Genomic DNA, 19925 nt, shown 5'->3' on the forward strand with positions numbered 1-19925 from the left:
GCGCTGCGCGGGCGCCACGGTGCTCCGAATTGCGTCCTGATCCATCAGTCACATGACCGATGACAATCGGCGTGTGTGTGCTCCACGCTGAGGGATCGATCCAGGAAGGAACGCGATGGCCGACGAGGGTGTGCCGATCAATGCACTCGATCCTGCGGTGCGCACCCTACTCGGCGAATCAGTCCGCGGCCGAGAAAACAGCAGCACAGCACCGGCCCGGCGGAACGAAACACCTGCCGACCACCTCCACGAGCACGGGCCCGGCATCGACACTGATCACGAGGAATGGACGGTGGTCGACTGCGACCACTCCGGCCGGATCAACGTCCGTGTCATTCGGCCCACCGCGGTGACCGACCCCGTCCCCGCGATCGTGTATATCCGCGGCGGGGACCTCCTGTCTGGGGCCGCCGCGACCCGGGACCGCCTCGTCCAGCACCTCGTTGACAACACTGGCGCAGCCGTGGTCTGCCCTGACTACGGCTCCGCCTGGGATGCGCGCCATCCGCAGACCGTCGAGCAGATCTACACCGTGTGCCGATGGATCACCACCACCGGCACCGCCCACGGCATCGACCCCACCCGCATCGCGATTGCCGGTGACTCTATCGGAGCCATGCTGGCGATCAGCGTGGCCCTGATGTCGTTGCACCGCAAAGACGTTCACCTCCGGTGCCTGGCCGCCCTGTGCCCGCTGACCGATCCCCTTCAGGTGATGCCGTCACATCAGATCTTCTCCGACGGTTTCCTGCTGTCCAGCGACACCACTCGGCGCTGGTGGCAGCATTACACCGGCAACCAGACACCGACGGAAACCCTTTTGCAGGGAATCGATCCCGACACCCTGTCGGGGCTGCCGCCCACCTTGATCATCACCGCAGAGTCCGACCCCGTCCGAGACGAGGGCGAAGCATTGGCAGCAGCACTGCGTCGAGCGGGCGTACCCACGATATCGACACGCTACGGCGGGATGGTCCACGATTTCATGGCCCTCGATACCCTGGCAGCGTCGCCGTCGGTCATCGCCGCCCTGCGGCAGACGACCTCCACGTTGGCAATCGCACTGGGCTGCTCGCCGGGGTCAGGCCACAACCCAGCAGCCCCACAACTCACCGAGCAGCAGTGGCATCTGCTGTCCACCTGCGGAACTCGCCACAGTGTCAATGCCGGCGACATCCTCTTCCACGCGGGGCAGACCGGATGCGACATGATCGTCGTCGAAACCGGCACCATCGAAGTAGTACGGCGGGCCACCGCCGACACCGCTGAGATTCTTGTGGCGCACTACGGGCCAAAGCAATTCACCGGTGAACTGAACCTGCTGACCGGGCAGGCCACCTACTTCGAGGCCCGTGCCGCCACCGCAGGCACCGTACTGCGGATCGACCCGCCGCGCTTCCGCCGCCTGATGGACGAACAACCTGACTTGTCCGACGTCATCCTGCGGGCACTGGTGGCACGACGCCAAGCTCTGCTGACCCGCCAGGCTGCCACCATCGAGGTGCTCGCCGACGCCCCATCGGCACCCACGCTGGCCCTACACACCTACCTCGATCGCCTCCAACTGCCGTTCACCTGGACCGACTACCACTCCGAGGCGGGGACTCGGCTCGCGCACGAGAGCGGCCTACATCCCGCGGACCTGCCCGCGATCGTGACCGCCGAAGCCGTGATCCCCCACGCCACCCCCACCCGACTCGCGCACACGTTCGGGTTTACCAGTACCTCCGCCGAGGACGCCGAAGTCGACGTGGTCATCATCGGCGCCGGCCCGGCCGGACTTGGTGCGGCCGTGTACGGAGCCTCGGAAGGACTGGAGACACTGGTGGTCGAAGCCGTCGCCCCGGGCGGTCAGGCTGCCAGCAGCTCACGCATCGAGAATTACCTCGGGTTCACCTCAGGCCTCAGCGGCGCCGAACTCACCGGCCGGGCCGCGATACAGGCCCAGAAGTTTGGTGCCCGCATCGACTCCCCCCGCGGAGCTGTGGACCTCAAAGCCACCGCGGGCCGGATTCACATCCGCTTGAGCGACTCCACCACGATCACCACTGGCGCGGTCATCATCGCCACCGGCGCACGATACCGATCGTTGCCCCTGGATCGATGGGCCGAATTCGAAGGCGCCGGGATCTACTACGCTGCAACCGAACTGGAAGCCCGACGTTGCACCGCGGCGCCGGTCACCGTTGTCGGTGGGGCAAACTCAGCCGGCCAGGCCGCCCTGTTTCTCGCCGAGCGCGCCAGCCGGGTCGACATCTGTGTGCGCAATACCTCACTGACGGTGGGCATGTCGGCATACCTCGCCGACCGAATCCTCGCCCACCCCCGGATCACGGTGCGCACCAGCACCGAGGTGACGGCCTTGGCCGGCACTGATCGATTGGCGGCGATCACGATGAGCACCACCGACGCCGATGGGCGGCCCATCACCGCCGACCACGACTGCGTCGGGTTGTTCTGCTTCATCGGTGCCGCGCCAGCCACTGACTGGCTCACCGACATCGCCCTCGACGATCACGGGTTCATCCTCACCGATGCCCAGATACCCGATAGTGCCCTCGGCGCGCGGTGGGCTGAACTGGGTCGCCGACCGCTGCCCTTCGAAACCAGCGTCCCGGGAATCATGGCAGTCGGTGATGTCCGATCTGGCTCGATCAAAAGGGTCGCTGCGGCTGTCGGGGAGGGATCCAGCGCAATCAGTTCCGTGCATGCTGCCCTTGCGTGACAACGGGTCTGGTTACTCATCCCCGGTTCGCGGCATCGTGGCCGCCTTCCGCTTTGCGGATCTGAGCTGCGCTGTCAGCGGACCCGAGCGCAGCGGCAAGGAACTGCGGGGTCCGCGGCAGGCTGAGGTGCATGTCGGAGATGGTGCAGATGTCGACGGTGCCACGACTCATCTGGAAATCCAGGCAATGCCCACCGCGGCTCTGCGCCTCGTCCAGGAAATGCAGGTGGTAGCCGGCCACCGAGATACCTTCGTCACCGTCGGGCATCCGGAATCCGACCAGCGTCCCACGGAGGTCGGCGAAGCTGGTCTCGGCTTGCCCCTCGGCGGCGTCAACCAGCCGCGGATACGGCTGGGTTTGCGCACGCACCGTTCGGGTGCGGATGGTGTCGAAGCGGCCCACGACTTTCAGGGCGTATATCAAATTGGCACTGCCGGTGACGGTGTCGACGCGCGCGCAGATGTCAGACCATGTCGTGGGCGCGCTCACCGTCAGGGTGCGCTCACTGCGGAACCAGGTGACCGCGGCGAACGGTGTGCGTTCCTCGGATCCAGCGCGGACGGCAGATCCGTCGGATCGCAAGTGATGGCACACTCCGTCGAGGATCACCATCTCGCCGTCGAGCTGATTGAACGTACCCAGCCCGAAGTCGCCGTGCGAGAGCAGCTCGCCGATGGTGACGTCACCGTCGTACACTCCGGCCAGCAACGCATCCATCGTGGCGGTCTGGTAGAGCTCAGTGTGGCGATGGTGGGCCAGTATCCGGTTGGCCCATCGAGGGAAGTGTTCGTGTGCACCCGCGTTTTTCGCAGTTGTCATGTCGCTCATTCGAATTGATCGGCGTGCAGGTACGCGGCGAGGTCGGTGTTGTGGGTGTAATCGACGGGCACGTCGATCAGCGTGGGACCACTCTCGGTGAGCGCTTGCCTCAGCACGGTGGTGAACTCCGCGAGATCGGAGACCCGATAACCCTTGGCGCCGAAGGCCTTCGCGTAGGAGACGATGTCGTAGTCGCCCAGTTGGACACCCGAGACGCGACCGTACTTGAGCTTCTCCTGGAATCCCACCATGTCGTAGGTGTTGTCGCGCATCAGCACATGGGTGAAGGTCAGACCCAATCGCACCGCGGTCTCCAGTTCCTGTGCCGAGAACAGGAATCCGCCATCGCCGGAGACCGACACCACCTGGGTGCCGGGCCTGACCAAACTGGCGGCCATGGCCCATGGCAGCCCGACACCAAGCGTTTGCTGTCCATTGGAGAACAGCAGGTGCCGTGGGTGGTACACCCGGAAATGGCGGGCCATGTAGATGTAGTTCGAGCCGATATCGCAGGCGATGGTGGCCTCGTCATCGAGGACATCGCGCATGGCCAGGACCAGCGCAGCGGGGTTGACCCCGGCATCGGTGTCGCGCACGGCGCGTGCCTGGGTATCGAGGTCGGCGAGCGCTCGGCGTTGTCGGTCGAGCTCGGCCTCGAAATCAGGACCGATACGAAGATCTGCGAGACCAGCGGTCAGGCGCTCGAGCGTGGCGGCGATCGCCCCGCGGAGCTCCAGGCTGGGTTGGTAGTGCGCGTCGAGCTGCGCGACGAGGGTGTCGATGTGGATGACCGTGCGGCCGGGGTCGGTGTTCCACAGTGCCGGGTCATATTCCACGGGGTCGAACCCGACGGTGATCAGAACATCAGCTTGCGCGGTCACAACATCACCGGGCTGGTTGCGGAACAGCCCGATACGGCCCAGGTACTGGTCTTCCAGCTCCCGGGAGATGATGCCGGCACCCTGAAATGTCTCGACAACGGGTAGTCCGGTTGCGCTCACCAGGGCGCGCAGTGCGGTGCAGCTGACCGGGTCGGCGGCTCGCATGCCTGCCAGGATCACCGGCCGCCTGGCCCTTCGGATGAGATCGCTTGCCGTGGCGATGGAATCCGCAGGTGCTGATCCCTGGACGGGCACCGCCGTGGGGCGCGTCAGCCGCGCCGCGGTGGGAGCTGCCAGTACATCCGACGGCAGGACGACAGCTGCGGCGCCTTGAGGCTCGGTCGTGCACGCGCGCATTGCGTTCATCACCGCCTCGGCGACGTTGTCTGGGTCAGCGATTTCACCGGTGAACTTGGTGACCGTGGCGAGCATAGCCGCGGCATCCATCGACTGGTGGGTACGTTTGAGCCGATTCTCACGGCTGACCGCGCCGCAAAGCGCGAGCACCGGGTCCTGCTCGGTGGTGGCGGTGAGCAGTCCCGTGGCCAGGTTGGTGGTCCCGGGACCGGAGGTCACCAGTACCACGCCCGGGGTACCGGTGAGGCGACCGATCGCACCAGCCATGAAGGCTGCGTTCTGTTCGTGGCGGCATACCACCAGCTGCGGTCCCCCATCGAGCAGGGCATCAAAGAGGGCGTCGACCTTTGCCCCGGGGATACCGAAGATGAATGGTACCCCTTGTGCTGCAAGAACATCCACGACGCGCTGCGCACTGCGGGTCGCCGCATCCGGTGCTTCGAAGTCACGCGCATTGCTCATCACCGGAGTATCCGACGCCCGGCACCCAGGGCGCATCAGTCGAGTGACTGACGACAAGCCGATCGGTGTCCGGAGCCTACGGACTGCTAGGGAGCGAACTCTCGCAGTTCATGCCTGCGGCTGATGCCCAGCTTCGGATAGACGTGGTACAGGTGCGAGCCGACAGTGCGCGGCGACAGGTTCAGCCGGTCGGCGATCTCGCGGTTGGTCAGCCCGGATGCGGCCAGCTGCACGATCTGTTGTTGCTGAGCGGTCAACGCTGCAAAGGCACCCGATGCGGGAGCAACCAGTGCGGTGATGCCGGCCGCCCGCAACTCCGCAGCGCTGATCTCGGCAAGGGGTTGTGCGCCCAGTTCGCTGAAGACGTCGGCCGCCGCGGTCAACAGGAGCTTGGCTTCGGCAGGTCGGCGGGCACGGCGCAGCCATTCGCCGTAGTGCAGACGGGCCCGGGCACGTTCCAGCGGCCAATCGTCGCCGGCCGGATCGAAGACAGCGAGCCGGTAATGGTGTTCCGCTTCCCGCGCCGTGGCGGCGACCAACGCAAGGGCCTGGTGGCGCAACAGCCCCAACCGCACCGGCGGATGGGTGCCCAACTGGGCGTCGATGGCGGCCAACAGCGGCCTCACCTCGTCGGTCCGCCCGCTGCGCGCGGCCGCCCACGCCACATCGGCGATACCGCGATAGGAAACCACAAAATGTGCGGGTTCCCCGTCGTCGGTGAACAACTGCCGGAATATCTGATAGGCGCCGTCGAAGTCGCCCGCGCACAGGGCGTGCCAGCCAGCGGCCCGGCGCAAGGCCACCTCGGTCGCGCGAGATCCTCCGGCCGCGGAGGACTCCCGTCGTGCGCGGTTCAGGGCCCGTGCCGCACCGTCCACGTCGCCCCGGTAGGCGAGCAGTTGCGCCCGGCATGCCCATGTTTCGCTATCCAACAACGCAAGGTCGGCGATGGCGGACAAAGACGCCGTATCGGCGAGCAAGGTCGACAGCGCTTTCCACCGCCCGGTGTCCAACAATGCCCACGCCAGCGGTGCCAGCGCGTAGCTGAATCCTCTGAGTCCCCCGTTGTTTTGGAGGAGTTCGGCGGCTTTGGTGAGATCTCGGGCGGCCAGGACGCTGTCCTCGGTGACGTATCCGGCCACCCCGGCGACCAACCGTCGGTATGGCTCGATAGGGGCCGCCACGGGCTGAACCCACCGTTCCCCGAGCCCGGCGGGTCGCCCGTGCGGGGAGTCGGGAATGTCGGCGTACATCCGGACGTAGGCCCGCTGGAGGTCGGCTGCGGCAGTGGGAAACGCGGCCGGAAGCGGGGGCTCCGAATCAGAACTGTCGGAGGCCAAGGCCAGCCAGCGGTGTAACTGTCGCCGGACCCGAGGTTCACCGGAGTAGTACGCGGCCGAGGCCGCCAGATACGTCAAGTGCAGTGCCACGCTGCCACGCGGTGGCGTGGGATCGTTGAGGACCGTCTGGATCAGACAAAAAGTTTCCAGTGGGTGCGCCGACTGCAGCAAGATCGAGGCACGGGTCAAGGCCGCGTACCCCCGCAGATCGGCGTCATCGGTGAGGTGCGTGGCATCGTCGCTCAATGCAAGCGCCCACGCGGGATCACCGCCGAAGTTCGCTGCCGTGGCGGCCAACCCGTAGCGTCGTGCGGCGTCGTTGCGGTCCGGGCTCAGCTCAGCGGCGCGTTGCAATCCCCGCGCGATGCGCAGGTGCCCGTGGTGGTCGCGGGTCGCCGGTGGTGCTGCCTGCTCCAGGGCCGCCGCGACCGCCTCGTCAGCCTCCGCTGTCGCCCACGCCGCATGCCAGGCGCGGTGGAACGGATCCAGGTGCGCGCATCGGGACAGGGCTTGATGGGCGGCACGGCGTTGCTGCGCCGAGCTTTCGGCGTAGGCCGCCGCCCGCAGTACGGGATGGCCGAACTGGACCAAGCGCTCGGCGGTGACGCGCACGACACCGGCCGCGACCGCCGGTGCCCAGTCGTCACCGACACCGGCGGCGTCGGACAATGCGTCGACCGTCTCTTCGCCAGCCCCCACCGCCGCGTAGAACACCAGGGTGCGCGTATCGGCCGGCAGACTGTCGAGTTGTTCGGCGAACCGCAGGTAGACACCGCCGGGACTGCCCAAGCCTTGGGTCGGAAACGTTGTCCCAGAACTACGGCTCAGTACACGTGCCGCCTCGATCAGCGCCGAGGGATTGCCGCCGGCCCACCGGAGCACCTCGCCGCGCACCCTCGCGGTGGGTGGATCAGGTTGCAAGTCAAGCAATTCAGCGGCCGCGGAATCCGACAACGCCGGAACCTCAACCACATCGACCATGCGGTCGAACCGGTGCACCGCCTCGCCCCCGCTGGCGGTCAGCAACGCCCGGGCTCGTCCGCCGAACCACCGTGCGATCACCGCGGCCACAACGTCACGCGAGGCGGCATCGAAACCGTCGACGTCGTCGATCGCCAACAGCAGGGGCATCGTCGCGGCGGCCGAGTCGAACAGAGCCGACATCGCTTGCACGACCAGTGTCGGTTCATACCGGGCGGCACCGTCCGGCGTTTCCAGGAGCTCGGTCACGATTCGCCCCAACGCCACGGGCAAGGTATCGACAGCGCCGACGATCGGCCAGATCAATTCGCTCAGCGCCGCGTATGGCCGCCCAGAAGTCGACCCGTCACCTGCGGAGTACACCAGGCGGACATCCGCACCGGACACTGCGGCCAACGTGGTGCGCAGCAGGACCGACTTTCCCACGCCGGCCGGTCCAACCAGCAGGAGTGCCGACGGAGCCCCAGCGGCCCCGCGCGCCACGTCGGTGGCCAGTGTCACCAGCTCATCGCGACCGACGAGGGGAAAACCGCCGGATCCGCCGTCCGGGCGCTCTTGCTGGCCGCTGTTTCCCACCGTCCGATTGTGAGCAGCGCAGCAGGCCTGATCAATGTTGGCAGTCACACACTTCGGCCATTTGAGTGTTCGAGTCTCCACGGGTAGGTCGCCGAAGGGTTCAGTTCTCGACCCCTCACAAATTTGGACGCTCTAAGAACTCTACGGCTCACTACCTACAAGAACCGGTGGCGATGGACCACCACCGGCAAGAACAGGAAGAGCAGACCGACGATGATGTCAAATGAACCGCACGTGCACCAGGATTCACTTGCCAGACGCCGCAACTACGCGACGCCCACGGCAGGACGGTCGTCGCGGCTCAAGGCGTTCGGCACGATCGTTGGCGCGGGTGCCGTGCTGGCTGCCGTGTTCCTCACCCTGGCCCAACCCGACACCAGTGTCGCTGGTCCCGGACACGTGGTCGCGGGCGGCAACAATAATCCCACCTATGCACCGCCAGCCGTTCCCGGCATGAACATGGGCGGCACGGTCACCGAAACGACGCCGTCTAGCGCGCTGCCCGTCGAGAAAGCCGTCCCACAAATCAAAGCCGGGCACTAGAGATTGCATAACCGCGTTGAGGATCTGTCCTACCGCGCGGCGAACTCGATCGCGGGCTCGCTGCCGAGCACCTCGCCATCCTTAACGATCTGAAGGCCCGTTCTGCTGATGTCATACCGGGTGCCGTCAGAGTTGTTGGTCACCACGATCGTAGAGCCAGAGTCGGTCACCGCGATGTTGGTGAGCTCAATTGTCGCCATGTCGCTAAGCCGTAAACCGCGGTAGTACGCGCCCCCTCCTGGGGACTGGCACACCACTAGTGCGGACTCCGGCGTGCGCATGACCGCAATGGCGCGATCGTTTCCACTGCAGCGTGCGTCACCGCCAAAGCCTACGAATCCGTGCACGTCGGCGTCGGCAAGCAGCATTGGCGCCGTCGAAGACTGGCTGGCCGGTGGACGGGCGACGTTTGTTGGGGACGCCGACACCGTCACGGTGATTGGGGCCTGGGGCGATGTTGGGCCTGCCGTCGTCTTGACGGACAGAGGGGCCGGCGGAGCCGAGGCAGAGCTCTGCTGCCGGTTTGCCAATTGCCAACCCACGAAGACGACGGCCGCTATCAGGCCCAGACCCAAGACAGCCAGGACCAAAACGGCCGGGCTGAAGAGACTCCTTCGAGCTGATCCTGGTGCGGCTTTCGATTCGGTCGGCGGCGGCGGGAGAAGTGCAGGGGCCGATCCCGGTGTGGCCATCGTGTTGCCTCCCTGCGCCACTAGGACGTCTACCGCACCGGCGAGCGCTTCAGCGAAGTGAGCGCAGGAGGCAAACCGCTGCGCCGGATCTTTCGCCAGCGCTTTCGCGAACGCGGCGTCAAGCTGCGACAGTTCTGGGCGAATGCTACCGAGTCGTGGCGGTGGCACACTGAGGTGCTGGGAGATCACGACAGCTGGGTTGGAGTCCACAAACGGCGCTGCACCCGTTAGTAAGTGGAACGCAGTGGCCGCCAACGCGTATTGGTCCGCCCGACCGTCCGACCGCTTACCCATGAGTTGTTCTGGAGCCGCATATGAGACTGTTCCGATGGTCGTATTCGTCGCAGTGATGCCGCTTGAGTCGTTGATCTGACGAGCAATCCCGAAGTCCGCCAACGCTATCCGGCGGGCGCCCATCGCCGGCTCAGAGCACAGGATGTTGGCCGGTTTGACGTCACGGTGCAGCATGCCGGCGGCATGAATGGAGTCCAACGCTGACGCGATGGCAGTGACAATGCTGATTACCTGGTCCACCGGCATGCCAGTGGGATACCGCATGCGCATCAAGTTTGCGGCATCTGCGCCGTCGACGTAGTCCATCGAGATCCACAATCGCCCCTCGGCTTCCCCGCGGTCGTGAATGGTGACCAGGTTTGGGTGCCACAGAGCCGCAGCCAGCTCCGCTTCGCGCAGGAACCTCAGACGGAATTCCTCGTTGGTGGTGAAGTCCGTAGAAAGCACCTTCAGTGCCTCGCGACGCGGCAGCCGGGGATGCTCCACCAGATAGACCTCGCCCATGCCCCCGGCCCCAAGCGGCTCGATGACACGAAATCCTGCGAAGTGCTCCCCCGACGTCAGTCTCACGTCCGGATCGTAACGACCGGGGGCGACGCGACGTCTCGCCAATTGCTGGATTTGTTCCAGCTCGCCTCCAGCGGTGAGCTTATTCGAACGTTCCGAAAATTAATTCGGATAGTTCTGATAGGAGCGTAACGGTGGCATCGCCAGTTCTGCCCACGTGGGACCGGTGAACATGACCGCATCGAGCTGCCGCGTTCAGTGCACCAAGCATTGACCAAAGTCGTCGCGACAGTGCATGCCGCCAATGCAGTCACCGACTCTCGACGATGTTCTCGCCTACCCTGAGCAACGCCGCAAACGCCGGCACCAGGCGCTCGCGGCCACAGCGGTGGACATCGATCCATGTTCGCCGCGCCGTTGGATACCTCGGTGCCATGACCTAGCCTGCAGCGCGACTGTTTTCACTTGCTGCCGCGGGTAGCTAATCCGCGCTCAGCACCCGCTGCTCCGTTTCGTGCTGGCGTCGCCAGGCGATCGGCGGCAGGCCGTGATGACGACGGAACGCCGCCACGAAGGAGTAGGGCGAGCCATAACCGACTCGAGTGGCGACGCCCGACAACCCAAGATCGTTGGTGCGCAACAAATCCCGGGCCAGCGACATACGGTGATCGGTCAGGTACTGCAGCGGCGGCTGGCCGAGCACCTCGCCGAAGGTTCGCGCGAATGCCGCTCGGGACAGACCCGCGACCGTCGCCAACTCGTCCACGGTCCACGGCCGAGAGGGGTCATCGTGCATGGCCTGCAGCACGTCTCGCAGACGCGGGTCAGCCGCCGCCCGATACCATCGCGGTGCGTTCGGGCTATGCCGGAAGTCAGTGCGAAGAGCCAGTACCAGCAGCACGTCGAGGAGCCGGTCCAGCACCGTTTGCTGCCCGGCTTCGGCGACCGTGAGTTCCCGTGACAGCAAGCTGATGACTTCCCGGAGGGGGTCATCCGCAGCCGAGGACAGAGTCAACACCGGCGGCAGCGCATCGACAACCCCGCCGGCGACGTCGCCGGCGAAACGGTAAGCGCCGCACAGGAACACCGTAGAACCGTGGTCCGGCGACCCGGCGGGCGGTAGCCGCCGACGGAAATAGTCCGGATCCATGCACACGGCGCCGGGCTCATGCGCCAGGTGGTGCGGCACCCCGCCGCGCACCAGGGTGATCTCGCCGGGGATCAGTTCGATCGCCTCGCGCACGTCCTCACGCCACAGCCACGCGCGGCCCCGGATCACCAGGTGCACCGCCAATTCGACCGAACCGCCGAGCAGCAATCCCCACGGCGGTGTCACAACGGTACGGGCGAAGACGGCGCCCGTCGCCCGGGCGCGCATCAGGTGGTCGTACAGCAGGTCCACGAGAATCAGAATGCGCTAGGCGCTCACGGCGAACAAGCCGACGAGACGCTCGCTTAACAAGTCAAGCGGATGAAGCATTGATGCACGCGCAGGCCGGGCGGAACAGTCGAGGCATGATCACCTGGTTCCGCCCACCATGCGCGTCCGGTTCGCCGACCAGGTGGCCGCGCTGCTGGACGCGGCCGTCGGATCCGGGGCCCGGCACGTGACTTTGCTCAGCGCGTACGGCGCGGATCGGGCACCGTCGGTGATCGACCTCGCCGCCGTGGAGAAGCTCGTCGCCGAACTCGGCGTCACACACACGATCCTTCGTCCGGCCTGGGTGATGCAGAACTTCACCGACGAGCACCTCCCCCTGATCGGCGACACGCTCATAGTTCCGAGCGGCGGTGGTGCCGAAGCCTTCGTCGACGCCGACGACATCGCGGCGGTGGCCGTCCGGACGCTGCTGGAACCCGCCGCGCACGACGGCGCCCGCTACCGCCTGACCGGTCCCTCGACACTCACCTTCAAGGAAGTCGCGGGGATCGTCGCCGAAGTCAGCGGCCGACCGGTGACGTATGTCGACGTCGATCAGCAGGCGTGGATCGACGGTGCGGTGGCCGCCGGCGTACCGGCCGACTACGCGGTGATGTTGCAGTGGCTGACCGGCACGATCATCAACGGCGACGGTGCTAGACCCACCGGGGACGTCGAACGAGTGCTTGGGCGCCCGGCCACCGACTTCGCGACGTTCGCCCGACGCAACGCCACGGCGTGGACCCACTGAACCAGAAGCGACAGGAGCAGAACGTGACCACGTACATCGACGACGCCTCGGCCTTCGGCGCCAACGGGTCGTTCTTCGACGTTATCCGCACCGGGCTCGCCGGGCTGGTCGACGGAGAGGACTACTTCGACCTGCTCGCCGAGGACGTCGTGTTCGAGTACGTCATCTCGGTGCCCGGGTATCCCCGCCGCGTCGAAGGCCGGGACGCGGTGCTGGAGTTGTACCGCGGCTACGACGACTACATGAGCATCTACAGCGCCGACGGGCTGCGCGTATACCGCGACCCGGACGCTTCAGTGGTGGTCCTCGAGTACGAGGTGCACGGTCATCCCGTGCACGGTGGAGGCGCCTACGACAACCGCTTCGTCTCCATCGTCACCGTCGCCAACGGGAAGGTGACGCACTGGCGGGACTACCTCGACCCGATCGCGGTGTTCAACGCCACCGGGTGGCCCACGATGAGCTGACGCGCCGACTCCCTGTCGGTGCTACGTGCCAAGCTGCGCATCATGACACTCGACAGCGAACCACTGGTGTCGTGCCAGTGCCGCGACTGCGAGTGCACCAACACCACCGGCCTTCTCGGCGGTGAGGGCGACACCTCGCTCTGTGCATGCTGCTACGTCGACTGTCCGCACGTGCACGGGCCAGACTGCCAGCGGCCCGAACACTACAAGTACTACGTCGACTGGTCGGACGAGGACGGCGAGTTCCTCGGTAGAGCAGGCGAATTCCCCTCGCTGTCGTTCGTGGCGCCCGCACCGCACGAGGCGCTGGCCGGGATCAAACCGCTCGTATCCGACGCACTGTGCGACATGGTCCAGACCGGGGAGTCACCGCCCGCGCCGGACGCAGCTCTTCTGGATGACGGCGCTCAGCCATGACCAGGATTCGCACTCTCCGTTTCCATTCCAAGCATGGTCCAGAGCTGCTTTTCGACACTGCACGCGAGCAATTAAAGGCGTTGGCCGGGCTGAGTCTGGAGATACCGCACGCGAAATCCCGCTTCACCGAGCGAGAGATCCCACTTGAGTATCTGAGCTACTTCCAACCCGAGCACTGGGAACTGGTCACCGTCGAAACTGCTCTGCGGACCGGCCGCATTACCTATATGTCGCTGCGTCGCAAACTCGAATCCAACAAGTACCTCTGGATCGTCCTCGCCTTCGAGCACGTGATCACCGCATGGATCACCGACAGCCCCAGCAACCGCGCATCGAATCCACTGATCGTCAACGACGGGCCGGTATGGGACGCCTTAGCCGAAGGCCTGGAGCCAAAAAAGACGCAAGCCATGTCCGAGTGGGAGCACGCGTACGTCCGGCGGGCTCGCGGACATCAGATACTCACCGCGCTCGCCACTCTCCCCCAGCGTCCCAATCGCGATCGACTCGCCCACGCTGCACAACTCGCCATCGCGGGCAGCACCTGGAATGAGGCAGCGGCCGCTGCCGGGTTTGCCAGTCGCAAGGGCCTGGACGCCACTGTCGCGCGCCTGCTGCGGGCAACTAAACGGAGCCGCCGCACGGGAGATGGTGACTGAACGTACTCCGTTGAGCCGCGATACCGAGCGCAACGGTCGCGCCGACCGAGCCCTCCCGCGACAGGGCATCGATGAGGACCAACTGGCGAATCTTCAACCCGCCATCGATAAATTCCGCCGGTCTCACCACGCGCAGTTATGGCGATGCCACACACACTTCTGATGCCGCGATTACGGCATTAATGCAGGTCAAAGCCTGCATCTCTAAGTCGGGCTGACAGGATTTGAACCTGCGACCACTTGACCCCCAGGCATCACATGTGTGTTCGCCTGTGTTCGCGGGGTGTCTTCGGAGGTTCGTAAGGCGTTGTGCCACAGGCGAATAAATTCACTACGGACCGCCCCGGATATCGGCGCATACCGGCGGACTTTTCGACCTGGTTTGGGTAGGCGTTTGGGTACGCCGACGGGGGTAAAAGCGGAGGTCAACGCGCGCGAACGGTGTCTGTGTGCAAGCAAACGGCGATGCCACGGGCTGCGGCCGAGCTATGCTGCCCACCCATGCGGGGGATTGCTATTGGTTTCGTTTCCATTGCCGTGTCAGTGGCGCTTGTCGGGTGCAGCGGCGGATCGAGCACCGACGTCGCCACGACCACCACAACCACCGCGTCGGCAGCTGACACCATCCCGCGCATATCGCCGGTGCCGATGCCAGTCCCGTCAAACACGCCCGCCGCGCCATCGACGCCGATCAGGCCAGTACCCGCTGCCGGGTCAGGATGCGATGAGGCACCGGCGCGGATCGTTGAGATGATTAACGCCGCTTTCAGCAACAACGAGCACCTCGAGAACATGCAGTCGGTGTCTGGCCCATCAGGCACCGTGATCGTCGGCGGCAACATCGTTGACGCCACCGGCACGCGGGTGTCGAGCGCGGACTCATGGGTGATGTCCGGCGGTGCGATCTACGGGTTGAGCAGCGACGCCCGACGGCACACCCTCGTACCTGACGGCCGCGACGTAATCGGCGACTGGACTACCTACAACGACGCCGTAGGCGAGTGCGTAGTGGCCGCCCTGCGTGCCGCGAATGGGTAGCTGATCACAAACCAGCGTTCCGGTTCGCTAACAGCGAATCGTGCGAGGCGTGTCGCACCTCGGGAGCCAGCCCCGTCAGAAGTAGCGTTCTTGGCCATGGGGGATGCCGGCCGCAGCTCTACATCCCTACTAGACCTCGGCGGGCGTGTCGCGGGGATCTGTCGACGATGAGCGATTCGGCGCTCGACGCGTTCGCCGCTTCCTTGGTCCCGCCCGCGCTCGATCGGACCACGGTCAGTGAGCGCCGGGAGCCGATCGAGGATGCAGTGAAGGCGAAGACGACCTCCGTCGGCCTCGTTGAGTCCGGCTCGTGGAGTCATGGGACTTCATTGAAGGGGCACAGCGATGTCGACTACATGTCCTTCATTCCTGGGACCTCGAGACCGGTCCTCCCATCGACGGCTCTATCGAACCTGAAACAGGCTCTTACAGGAGCCCATTGGTCCGTTACGAAATTGGACATTTCGAGTCCCACGGTGAAGGTCACGTTCTATGCGCCCCCGCACTTCGAAATCGTTCCTGCCTTCTACAAGGGAGAGCAAGGGGGCATCGTTGTTTTCCGGATTCCTGGGCCTAACGACGAGTGGATAGAGTCAATTCCCCTCGCACACAACAAGTATGTGAGCGAGGTCAACGACCGCCTCGGCAAGAAGGTTAAGACGCTCGTCCGACTGGTGAAGGCGTGGAAATACAGCCAGGGTGTTCCCGTTTCGTCGTTCTATCTCGAGATGCGGACGGTCAAGTACTCAAGCGACGAGAGCGCCATCATCTACGACATTGACCTGCGCGCGGTGTTCCGCCGACTCGTTGCCGGAGAGATGCGCCCTATGAATGACCCGCTCGGCGTTGTTCCACGAATCCCGGCTACATCGTCCGAGGCGAACCGCACCACCGCCCTGCGACAGGCACGCGAGGCTCTCGGCCACCTGGAAGCGGCCGAAGCCGCACAATCCGCTGGCAACCGCTCCGACTACTGGTCGCACATGACGTCGGTTTTCGGATACGACTACCCCTATCCCGGCTGGTGAGCGATATGTCTGCCTACCGATCCGCAATCACCGCCGAGCTTGAACGACTCGAAGAGGACATGCTCTTCACCGAGAAAGGGCATTTCGTAGCGGCAGAGGAACTGAAAAAGGCCCACATGTGGCTCGGGCTGATCGCCACTGTTAGTGCCGCCGCCGCCGCCGCGACGATCGTCGCTGATAAGTCGCCCGTGCTGTCCGGCGGCCTGGCATTATTGGCGGCCTTGGCATCGGCCATACTCACCTTCGTGAAGCCGGAAGAGACTGCTGCCCAACATCTTTCCGCCGCACGGGCCCTGGGAGCCATCCGGGTCGTTGCACGCCAGCATCGCGAAGTTGACCTTCACCCCGACGCAGCGGAGGACCACGCCGCCTGGCGCGGCTACGTTACAACCATCGGAACCGCCAAGACGGAATCGGATGCTGCAGCGCCTTCGATCAGCGATCGCCGGTTCGAGAAAGCGCGGCAAAAGATCCGCGCGGGCCACTTCAATCACGGCGAGGAAACCGAGTCGCGGCCGTCATCGCAAAGCATTCGAACCTGCCGCAAAAAAAGGTGACTACCGCGGGGTTAGTCAGCTAGCCACCCCCCATCAACATTCTTGGGGGTGTGGGTGGACCACATCAGGTCACCAATCGCGGTACGGAATCTTCGATGGCACAACGCTTGGTACGGGACTGCCCTCCTGACGTTCGGCCCTTTTGAAGCCAGTGCGCTGAAGGTACATGGAGAGTGACCGCAGGCGGAGGTCAGCATGAGCTCCGGGTCCGACAATGACTGTCGTAATTGCATTCTCGGCAAGAGGAATTTTCGTCCGTGGTGTCATGCCGTACTTACTCGGCGTGAAGAAGCAGCTATCCGACCGCACAGCTTGGACGATGCGAACCTCTCCCTCTTCGACGAACGTGCGATCTTTCATGAAGGCAGCCTTCTCAGCGAGAAAGTGCGCGGTCCAAAACTCACGAGACTCGTCAGGTATTGATTCGTTCTCTCTCATCTCCTCCAGCTGAGATTGCATGAGGAGAATCATTGCGGATGGAATGTCTACGTTGTGCTCGTCCGGGTAGTAGTTGACCAGCCCCATCCGGTGGAAAGCATCAAAGTGTTGAAACAGCGCCTCGGTGTCAAAGCCGATGCAATAGCCCGACTTCGCATATGCGCGCCATTGGCTCAACTGATCGGCATTCTTTGACAGACTGACGATGTAGCAGTCTGCGTCGTGAGCCCGCCGGACGACCCTACTCATTTCTGCAACGTCTTCGAGATGTTCCGCAAGACCAGCATCGGCTGCGCCGTCGGGACGGTCTTTCAGCAGGCCAGACCTGAGCTCGTCCAGCTCGACCTGAACGGCGTCAAGGCCAATCTTGAGTTCTGACGCGTCGTTTAAGTAGAGCGCATGGGTGCCCCACAGTTCCCCCGACCCGTAGATTCCTTCGAAGCCGTCTATATCGGTGTAGTGATAGAGCGTTTTCGGTAAACCGCGTTTTGGAGGCTTCGCCACGAACCGAATCGTATGCGCAAACCTCTCTGATGCACTGGAGGCACCGTCCCGCCCTGGTCAATCAGTAGAACCACCCGGCGGGTTGCGCGAGGTCGCCGGTGTTGTCGGCGGCGTGCCCGATCTCTGATAGTGGCACCGCGGTCTCGTTCGGTGTGGCGGCGAGAACCTCGGCCATGCCGGGGTCGGCCTCGATCAGCGTCACCCAATGCTTCCGGCGCGACGCCATGACCTTGCCTTTGCTGATCGCGTCATCGACGGCAGCCTCGATGCGTTCGCGCGCTGCGGCGGCGGCGATCCGGCGACCCTCCTGCGCATCGCGGCGCAGTGCTGCGGCGGTGTCGGTGTCGATGACCTCCATGCCGTTCCGCTTGGCCGCTGCGGCAATTGTCGACGGCTTGGCCGGGTCGAGCGCTTGCACCTGCGCGGCGAGGTCGGTTGCGGTTGCCGCGACCAGGTCAGGGTCGTTGGTGTCGGCAGGCAGGCCAAGCGCCTCGAGCAGTGCCGCGGTCCGCGTTTCGTTAAGCGTGCGTTCCATTGTGCTGCATCCCTTCCGAACTAGCTGATACCGAGCAGCTTCTTGACGGCGTACGGACGGTCCACCGCAAACGCCGGGACCGCGTAGGTCTGGACGACCCACGATCGCGTGGACTTGTCCTCCCATACATCGACGGTGCCCCAATAGCAGCTGAGAATCTGCGAGCCTCGCGATCTGATCGCGGATGATCGTCGGCGACTTGAGCGCGATGTCGACGGTGAGGGCGCGGCCGTTGAGTTCGGGGAGGAGCGCGTTAGGCATGGCGGGGTCCTTTCGGGTTAGACGTAGAACGCGATCTCGGCAATGGCACCGTCGGCGGCACCGGTGACGGCGAACCCGACGACGACGCCGGTGGTGGCGGTGGATGCCGCGCCGCCCGCGCCCACCTGCACGTCGGCACCGGCGGCGACGGCACCGGCGGCCGCGACGCGCACGACGCCACCGCGGGCTACGTGCACCTGTCGCGCGTTGATGGGGAGCTGGTGCTCACCGAACCGAAAACGGACCGGTCACGTCGGCGGGTGCCGCTGCACGCCGGGGCGGTGGCCGCGATCCAGGGGGTGGCGCAAACAACAGCTCCAGGAACGCCTCGCGGCCGGTGATCTGTGGACCGATTCCGGCGTGGTCTTTGCAACCGAGTTCGGGACGATGGTGGACCCGCGCAACATCCTCCGCACCGTCGAGATAGCTGCGAACAAGGCAGGCATCGAAGATGTCGGCGCGCACACCATGCGCCACAGCGCCGCGGTCGCGTGGTTCGAATCCGGGGTGCACATCAAGGCGGCCGCCGACCTGCTCGGCCACTCGTCGATCGCCATCACCGGCGACCTCTACGGACACACCAGCGACGACACGGCGCGTGCCGCGGTCGACGGTCTGGGCTCTGCCCTCGGCCTGTGAACAGGCGTGCGACGTGGTTTGGGTACAGGGTTTGGGTACAGACGGAAAAAGGCACCTTCCGAACCTCCGGAAAGTACCTCTGACCTGCGTCGGGCTGACAGGATTTGAACCTGCGACCACTTGACCCCCAGTCAAGTGCGCTACCAAGCTGCGCCACAGCCCGCGGCGCTGTCCGGGATCCCCCGGCAGCAGATCGAAAGCCTACCGTAGGCCCCCGCAGACACCCGAATCGGCCACAGGTGTCACACCGTCAACAGGCGGTAGAGCCCGATCAGGCCGACCACCACGATCACCGCGCGCAGCACGTTCGGCGAAAGCCGTCGCCCATAGTGCGCGCCCAGCCACCCCCCGATCAGCGACCCGGCCGCGATCAGCCCCGCCGCCTCCCAGCTCACCCGATCGAACGCCACCACCGTGTAGCCCACCGCGGCGACGACGTTGACCAGCAGCGACAGCAGGTTCTTGGCCGCATTCATCCGCTGCATGTCCTCGGGCAGCAGCGCGCCCATCACCCCGATCAGCAGGATCCCCTGCGCCGCGGTGAAGTACCCGCCGTAGATCCCTACCGCCAACGTGCCCAACACCAGCGCCGCCATCCGCTTCGGCGACACATGCTCTACCGACCGCCCCGTCGCCTCGGCACGCTGACGCGCATAGGCCTGGATTCGCGGCCCGATCACCACCAGCACCAACGCCAAGATCAGCAGCACCGGAACGATCTGGATGAACACCTTCTCTGGCAGATGCAGCAGCAGGAACGCCCCGATTGCTGCGCCGAACAGCGACGCCGGGATCTGCCAGCGCAGCCGATCCCACTGCCCGCCGAGCTCCTTGCGATATCCCCACGTCCCGGATACCCCGCCGGCCACCAGGCCGATCGCGTTCGACATCGTCGCTGTCACCGGCGGAAATCCCAGTGCCACCAGCGTCGGGAAGGTGATCAGTGTGCCCGAACCGACCAGCGAGTTGATCGCTCCCGCCGCCATGCCGGCCAAGGCGATAACGATCATGTGGGAGACAGACACTGAAAAAC

Annotated in this window: 20 protein-coding genes and 1 tRNA gene; 10 read left to right on the forward strand and 11 right to left on the reverse strand. The window is 65.0% G+C overall.

Annotated elements, in window-relative coordinates:
- The first annotated feature begins 115 nt into the window (after positions 1–115).
- The gene (locus tag G6N38_RS27265; RefSeq protein WP_163751228.1) at positions 116–2725 is read left to right on the forward strand and encodes an alpha/beta hydrolase fold domain-containing protein; all 2610 of its coding nucleotides are present in this window, start codon (positions 116–118) and stop codon (positions 2723–2725) included.
- Positions 2726–2741: 16 nt separating this feature from the next.
- Here the strand turns inward: G6N38_RS27265 and budA are convergent, their stop codons facing one another.
- From budA to G6N38_RS27280, 3 genes are all read right to left on the reverse strand, one after another.
- Positions 2742–3545 carry an acetolactate decarboxylase gene (gene budA / locus G6N38_RS27270; protein WP_163751229.1) on the reverse strand — a complete coding sequence of 268 codons (804 nt, stop codon included), beginning with the start codon at positions 3543–3545 and terminating at the stop codon, positions 2742–2744.
- A gap of 5 nt (positions 3546–3550) precedes the next feature.
- The gene (alsS, locus tag G6N38_RS27275) at positions 3551–5245 is read right to left on the reverse strand and encodes an acetolactate synthase AlsS (protein ID WP_163751230.1); all 1695 of its coding nucleotides are present in this window, start codon (positions 5243–5245) and stop codon (positions 3551–3553) included.
- Positions 5246–5331: 86 nt separating this feature from the next.
- A complete protein-coding gene (locus tag G6N38_RS27280; RefSeq protein ID WP_163751231.1) occupies positions 5332–8142 on the reverse strand; it encodes a helix-turn-helix transcriptional regulator in 2811 nt (936 codons plus the stop codon).
- A 213-nt stretch (positions 8143–8355) separates the two neighbouring features.
- Here G6N38_RS27280 and G6N38_RS27285 point away from each other — a divergent pair, with 213 nt between their 5' ends.
- Entirely contained in the window at positions 8356–8685 is a 330-nt protein-coding gene (locus G6N38_RS27285) for a hypothetical protein (RefSeq protein WP_163751232.1), read from the forward strand.
- A gap of 29 nt (positions 8686–8714) precedes the next feature.
- Here G6N38_RS27285 and G6N38_RS27290 read toward each other — a convergent pair whose 3' ends face one another.
- Together G6N38_RS27290 and G6N38_RS27295 are read right to left on the reverse strand one after the other, a co-directional pair.
- Positions 8715–10241: a serine/threonine-protein kinase gene (locus G6N38_RS27290; RefSeq protein ID WP_246227472.1), complete on the reverse strand. Its 1527-nt coding sequence runs from the start codon at positions 10239–10241 to the stop codon at positions 8715–8717.
- Positions 10242–10659: 418 nt separating this feature from the next.
- A complete protein-coding gene (locus tag G6N38_RS27295; RefSeq protein WP_163751233.1) occupies positions 10660–11580 on the reverse strand; it encodes an AraC family transcriptional regulator in 921 nt (306 codons plus the stop codon).
- 136 nt (positions 11581–11716) lie between these two features.
- Between G6N38_RS27295 and G6N38_RS27300 the strand changes: the two genes are divergently transcribed.
- From G6N38_RS27300 to G6N38_RS27315, 4 genes are read left to right on the forward strand one after another with little or no spacing between them, the layout of a single operon-like run.
- Entirely contained in the window at positions 11717–12349 is a 633-nt protein-coding gene (locus G6N38_RS27300) for an NmrA family NAD(P)-binding protein (RefSeq protein WP_246227473.1), read from the forward strand.
- A gap of 23 nt (positions 12350–12372) precedes the next feature.
- Positions 12373–12816 carry a nuclear transport factor 2 family protein gene (locus G6N38_RS27305; RefSeq protein WP_163751234.1) on the forward strand — a complete coding sequence of 148 codons (444 nt, stop codon included), beginning with the start codon at positions 12373–12375 and terminating at the stop codon, positions 12814–12816.
- A 42-nt stretch (positions 12817–12858) separates the two neighbouring features.
- Complete coding sequence (locus G6N38_RS27310) at positions 12859–13233, forward strand: hypothetical protein (protein ID WP_163751235.1); 375 nt, start codon at positions 12859–12861, stop codon at positions 13231–13233.
- Positions 13230–13892: a hypothetical protein gene (locus G6N38_RS27315; protein WP_163751236.1), complete on the forward strand. Its 663-nt coding sequence runs from the start codon at positions 13230–13232 to the stop codon at positions 13890–13892. The genes G6N38_RS27310 and G6N38_RS27315 overlap by 4 nt, the downstream gene beginning before the upstream one ends.
- Positions 13893–14317: 425 nt before the next feature.
- Here G6N38_RS27315 and G6N38_RS30875 read toward each other — a convergent pair whose 3' ends face one another.
- Positions 14318–14668, reverse strand: a complete 351-nt coding sequence (locus G6N38_RS30875) for a hypothetical protein (protein ID WP_246227474.1) — start codon at positions 14666–14668, stop codon at positions 14318–14320.
- 25 nt (positions 14669–14693) lie between these two features.
- Between G6N38_RS30875 and G6N38_RS30880 the strand changes: the two genes are divergently transcribed.
- The 3 genes from G6N38_RS30880 to G6N38_RS27330 all read left to right on the forward strand — a co-directional run bounded on the left by G6N38_RS30880 (position 14694) and on the right by G6N38_RS27330 (position 16515).
- Positions 14694–14930, forward strand: coding sequence for a hypothetical protein (locus G6N38_RS30880; RefSeq protein WP_246227475.1), 237 nt, complete (start codon positions 14694–14696; stop codon positions 14928–14930).
- Between the two features lie 167 nt (positions 14931–15097).
- Positions 15098–15958, forward strand: a complete 861-nt coding sequence (locus G6N38_RS27325; protein ID WP_163751238.1) for a nucleotidyltransferase domain-containing protein — start codon at positions 15098–15100, stop codon at positions 15956–15958.
- A gap of 5 nt (positions 15959–15963) precedes the next feature.
- Entirely contained in the window at positions 15964–16515 is a 552-nt protein-coding gene (locus tag G6N38_RS27330) for an SLATT domain-containing protein (RefSeq protein ID WP_163751239.1), read from the forward strand.
- Between the two features lie 69 nt (positions 16516–16584).
- Here G6N38_RS27330 and G6N38_RS27335 read toward each other — a convergent pair whose 3' ends face one another.
- From G6N38_RS27335 to G6N38_RS27345, 3 genes are all read right to left on the reverse strand, one after another.
- Entirely contained in the window at positions 16585–17457 is an 873-nt protein-coding gene (locus G6N38_RS27335; protein ID WP_163751240.1) for a DUF2971 domain-containing protein, read from the reverse strand.
- A 61-nt stretch (positions 17458–17518) separates the two neighbouring features.
- Positions 17519–17992 carry a hypothetical protein gene (locus tag G6N38_RS27340; protein WP_163751241.1) on the reverse strand — a complete coding sequence of 158 codons (474 nt, stop codon included), beginning with the start codon at positions 17990–17992 and terminating at the stop codon, positions 17519–17521.
- A gap of 278 nt (positions 17993–18270) precedes the next feature.
- Entirely contained in the window at positions 18271–18450 is a 180-nt protein-coding gene (locus G6N38_RS27345) for a hypothetical protein (protein ID WP_220101374.1), read from the reverse strand.
- Between the two features lie 163 nt (positions 18451–18613).
- Here G6N38_RS27345 and G6N38_RS30885 point away from each other — a divergent pair, with 163 nt between their 5' ends.
- Positions 18614–18892 carry a tyrosine-type recombinase/integrase gene (locus G6N38_RS30885; protein WP_246227476.1) on the forward strand — a complete coding sequence of 93 codons (279 nt, stop codon included), beginning with the start codon at positions 18614–18616 and terminating at the stop codon, positions 18890–18892.
- Between the two features lie 89 nt (positions 18893–18981).
- On the opposite strand, the gene G6N38_RS27355 is transcribed toward G6N38_RS30885, so the two are convergent.
- A tRNA-Pro gene (locus tag G6N38_RS27355) sits at positions 18982–19055 on the reverse strand.
- 79 nt (positions 19056–19134) lie between these two features.
- Positions 19135–19902 carry a sulfite exporter TauE/SafE family protein gene (locus G6N38_RS27360; RefSeq protein WP_407663024.1) on the reverse strand — a complete coding sequence of 256 codons (768 nt, stop codon included), beginning with the start codon at positions 19900–19902 and terminating at the stop codon, positions 19135–19137.
- Between the last annotated feature and the right edge of the window lie 23 nt (positions 19903–19925).

This window comes from Mycolicibacterium helvum, assembly GCF_010731895.1.
Lineage (GTDB): Bacteria > Actinomycetota > Actinomycetes > Mycobacteriales > Mycobacteriaceae > Mycobacterium > Mycobacterium helvum.

Coding starts and splice junctions, on each gene's coding strand:
- G6N38_RS27265 (WP_163751228.1), top strand. CDS start 116: ATGGCCGACGAGGGTGTGCCGATCAATGCACTCGATCCTGCGGTGCGC.
- G6N38_RS27310 (WP_163751235.1), top strand. CDS start 12,859: ATGACACTCGACAGCGAACCACTGGTGTCGTGCCAGTGCCGCGACTGC.
- G6N38_RS27325 (WP_163751238.1), top strand. CDS start 15,098: ATGAGCGATTCGGCGCTCGACGCGTTCGCCGCTTCCTTGGTCCCGCCC.
- G6N38_RS27360 (WP_407663024.1), bottom strand. CDS start 19,902: ATGATCGTTATCGCCTTGGCCGGCATGGCGGCGGGAGCGATCAACTCG.
- G6N38_RS27285 (WP_163751232.1), top strand. CDS start 8,356: ATGATGTCAAATGAACCGCACGTGCACCAGGATTCACTTGCCAGACGC.
- G6N38_RS27330 (WP_163751239.1), top strand. CDS start 15,964: ATGTCTGCCTACCGATCCGCAATCACCGCCGAGCTTGAACGACTCGAA.
- G6N38_RS27340 (WP_163751241.1), bottom strand. CDS start 17,992: ATGGAACGCACGCTTAACGAAACGCGGACCGCGGCACTGCTCGAGGCG.
- G6N38_RS27300 (WP_246227473.1), top strand. CDS start 11,717: ATGCGCGTCCGGTTCGCCGACCAGGTGGCCGCGCTGCTGGACGCGGCC.
- budA (WP_163751229.1), bottom strand. CDS start 3,545: ATGACAACTGCGAAAAACGCGGGTGCACACGAACACTTCCCTCGATGG.
- alsS (WP_163751230.1), bottom strand. CDS start 5,245: ATGAGCAATGCGCGTGACTTCGAAGCACCGGATGCGGCGACCCGCAGT.
- G6N38_RS27315 (WP_163751236.1), top strand. CDS start 13,230: ATGACCAGGATTCGCACTCTCCGTTTCCATTCCAAGCATGGTCCAGAG.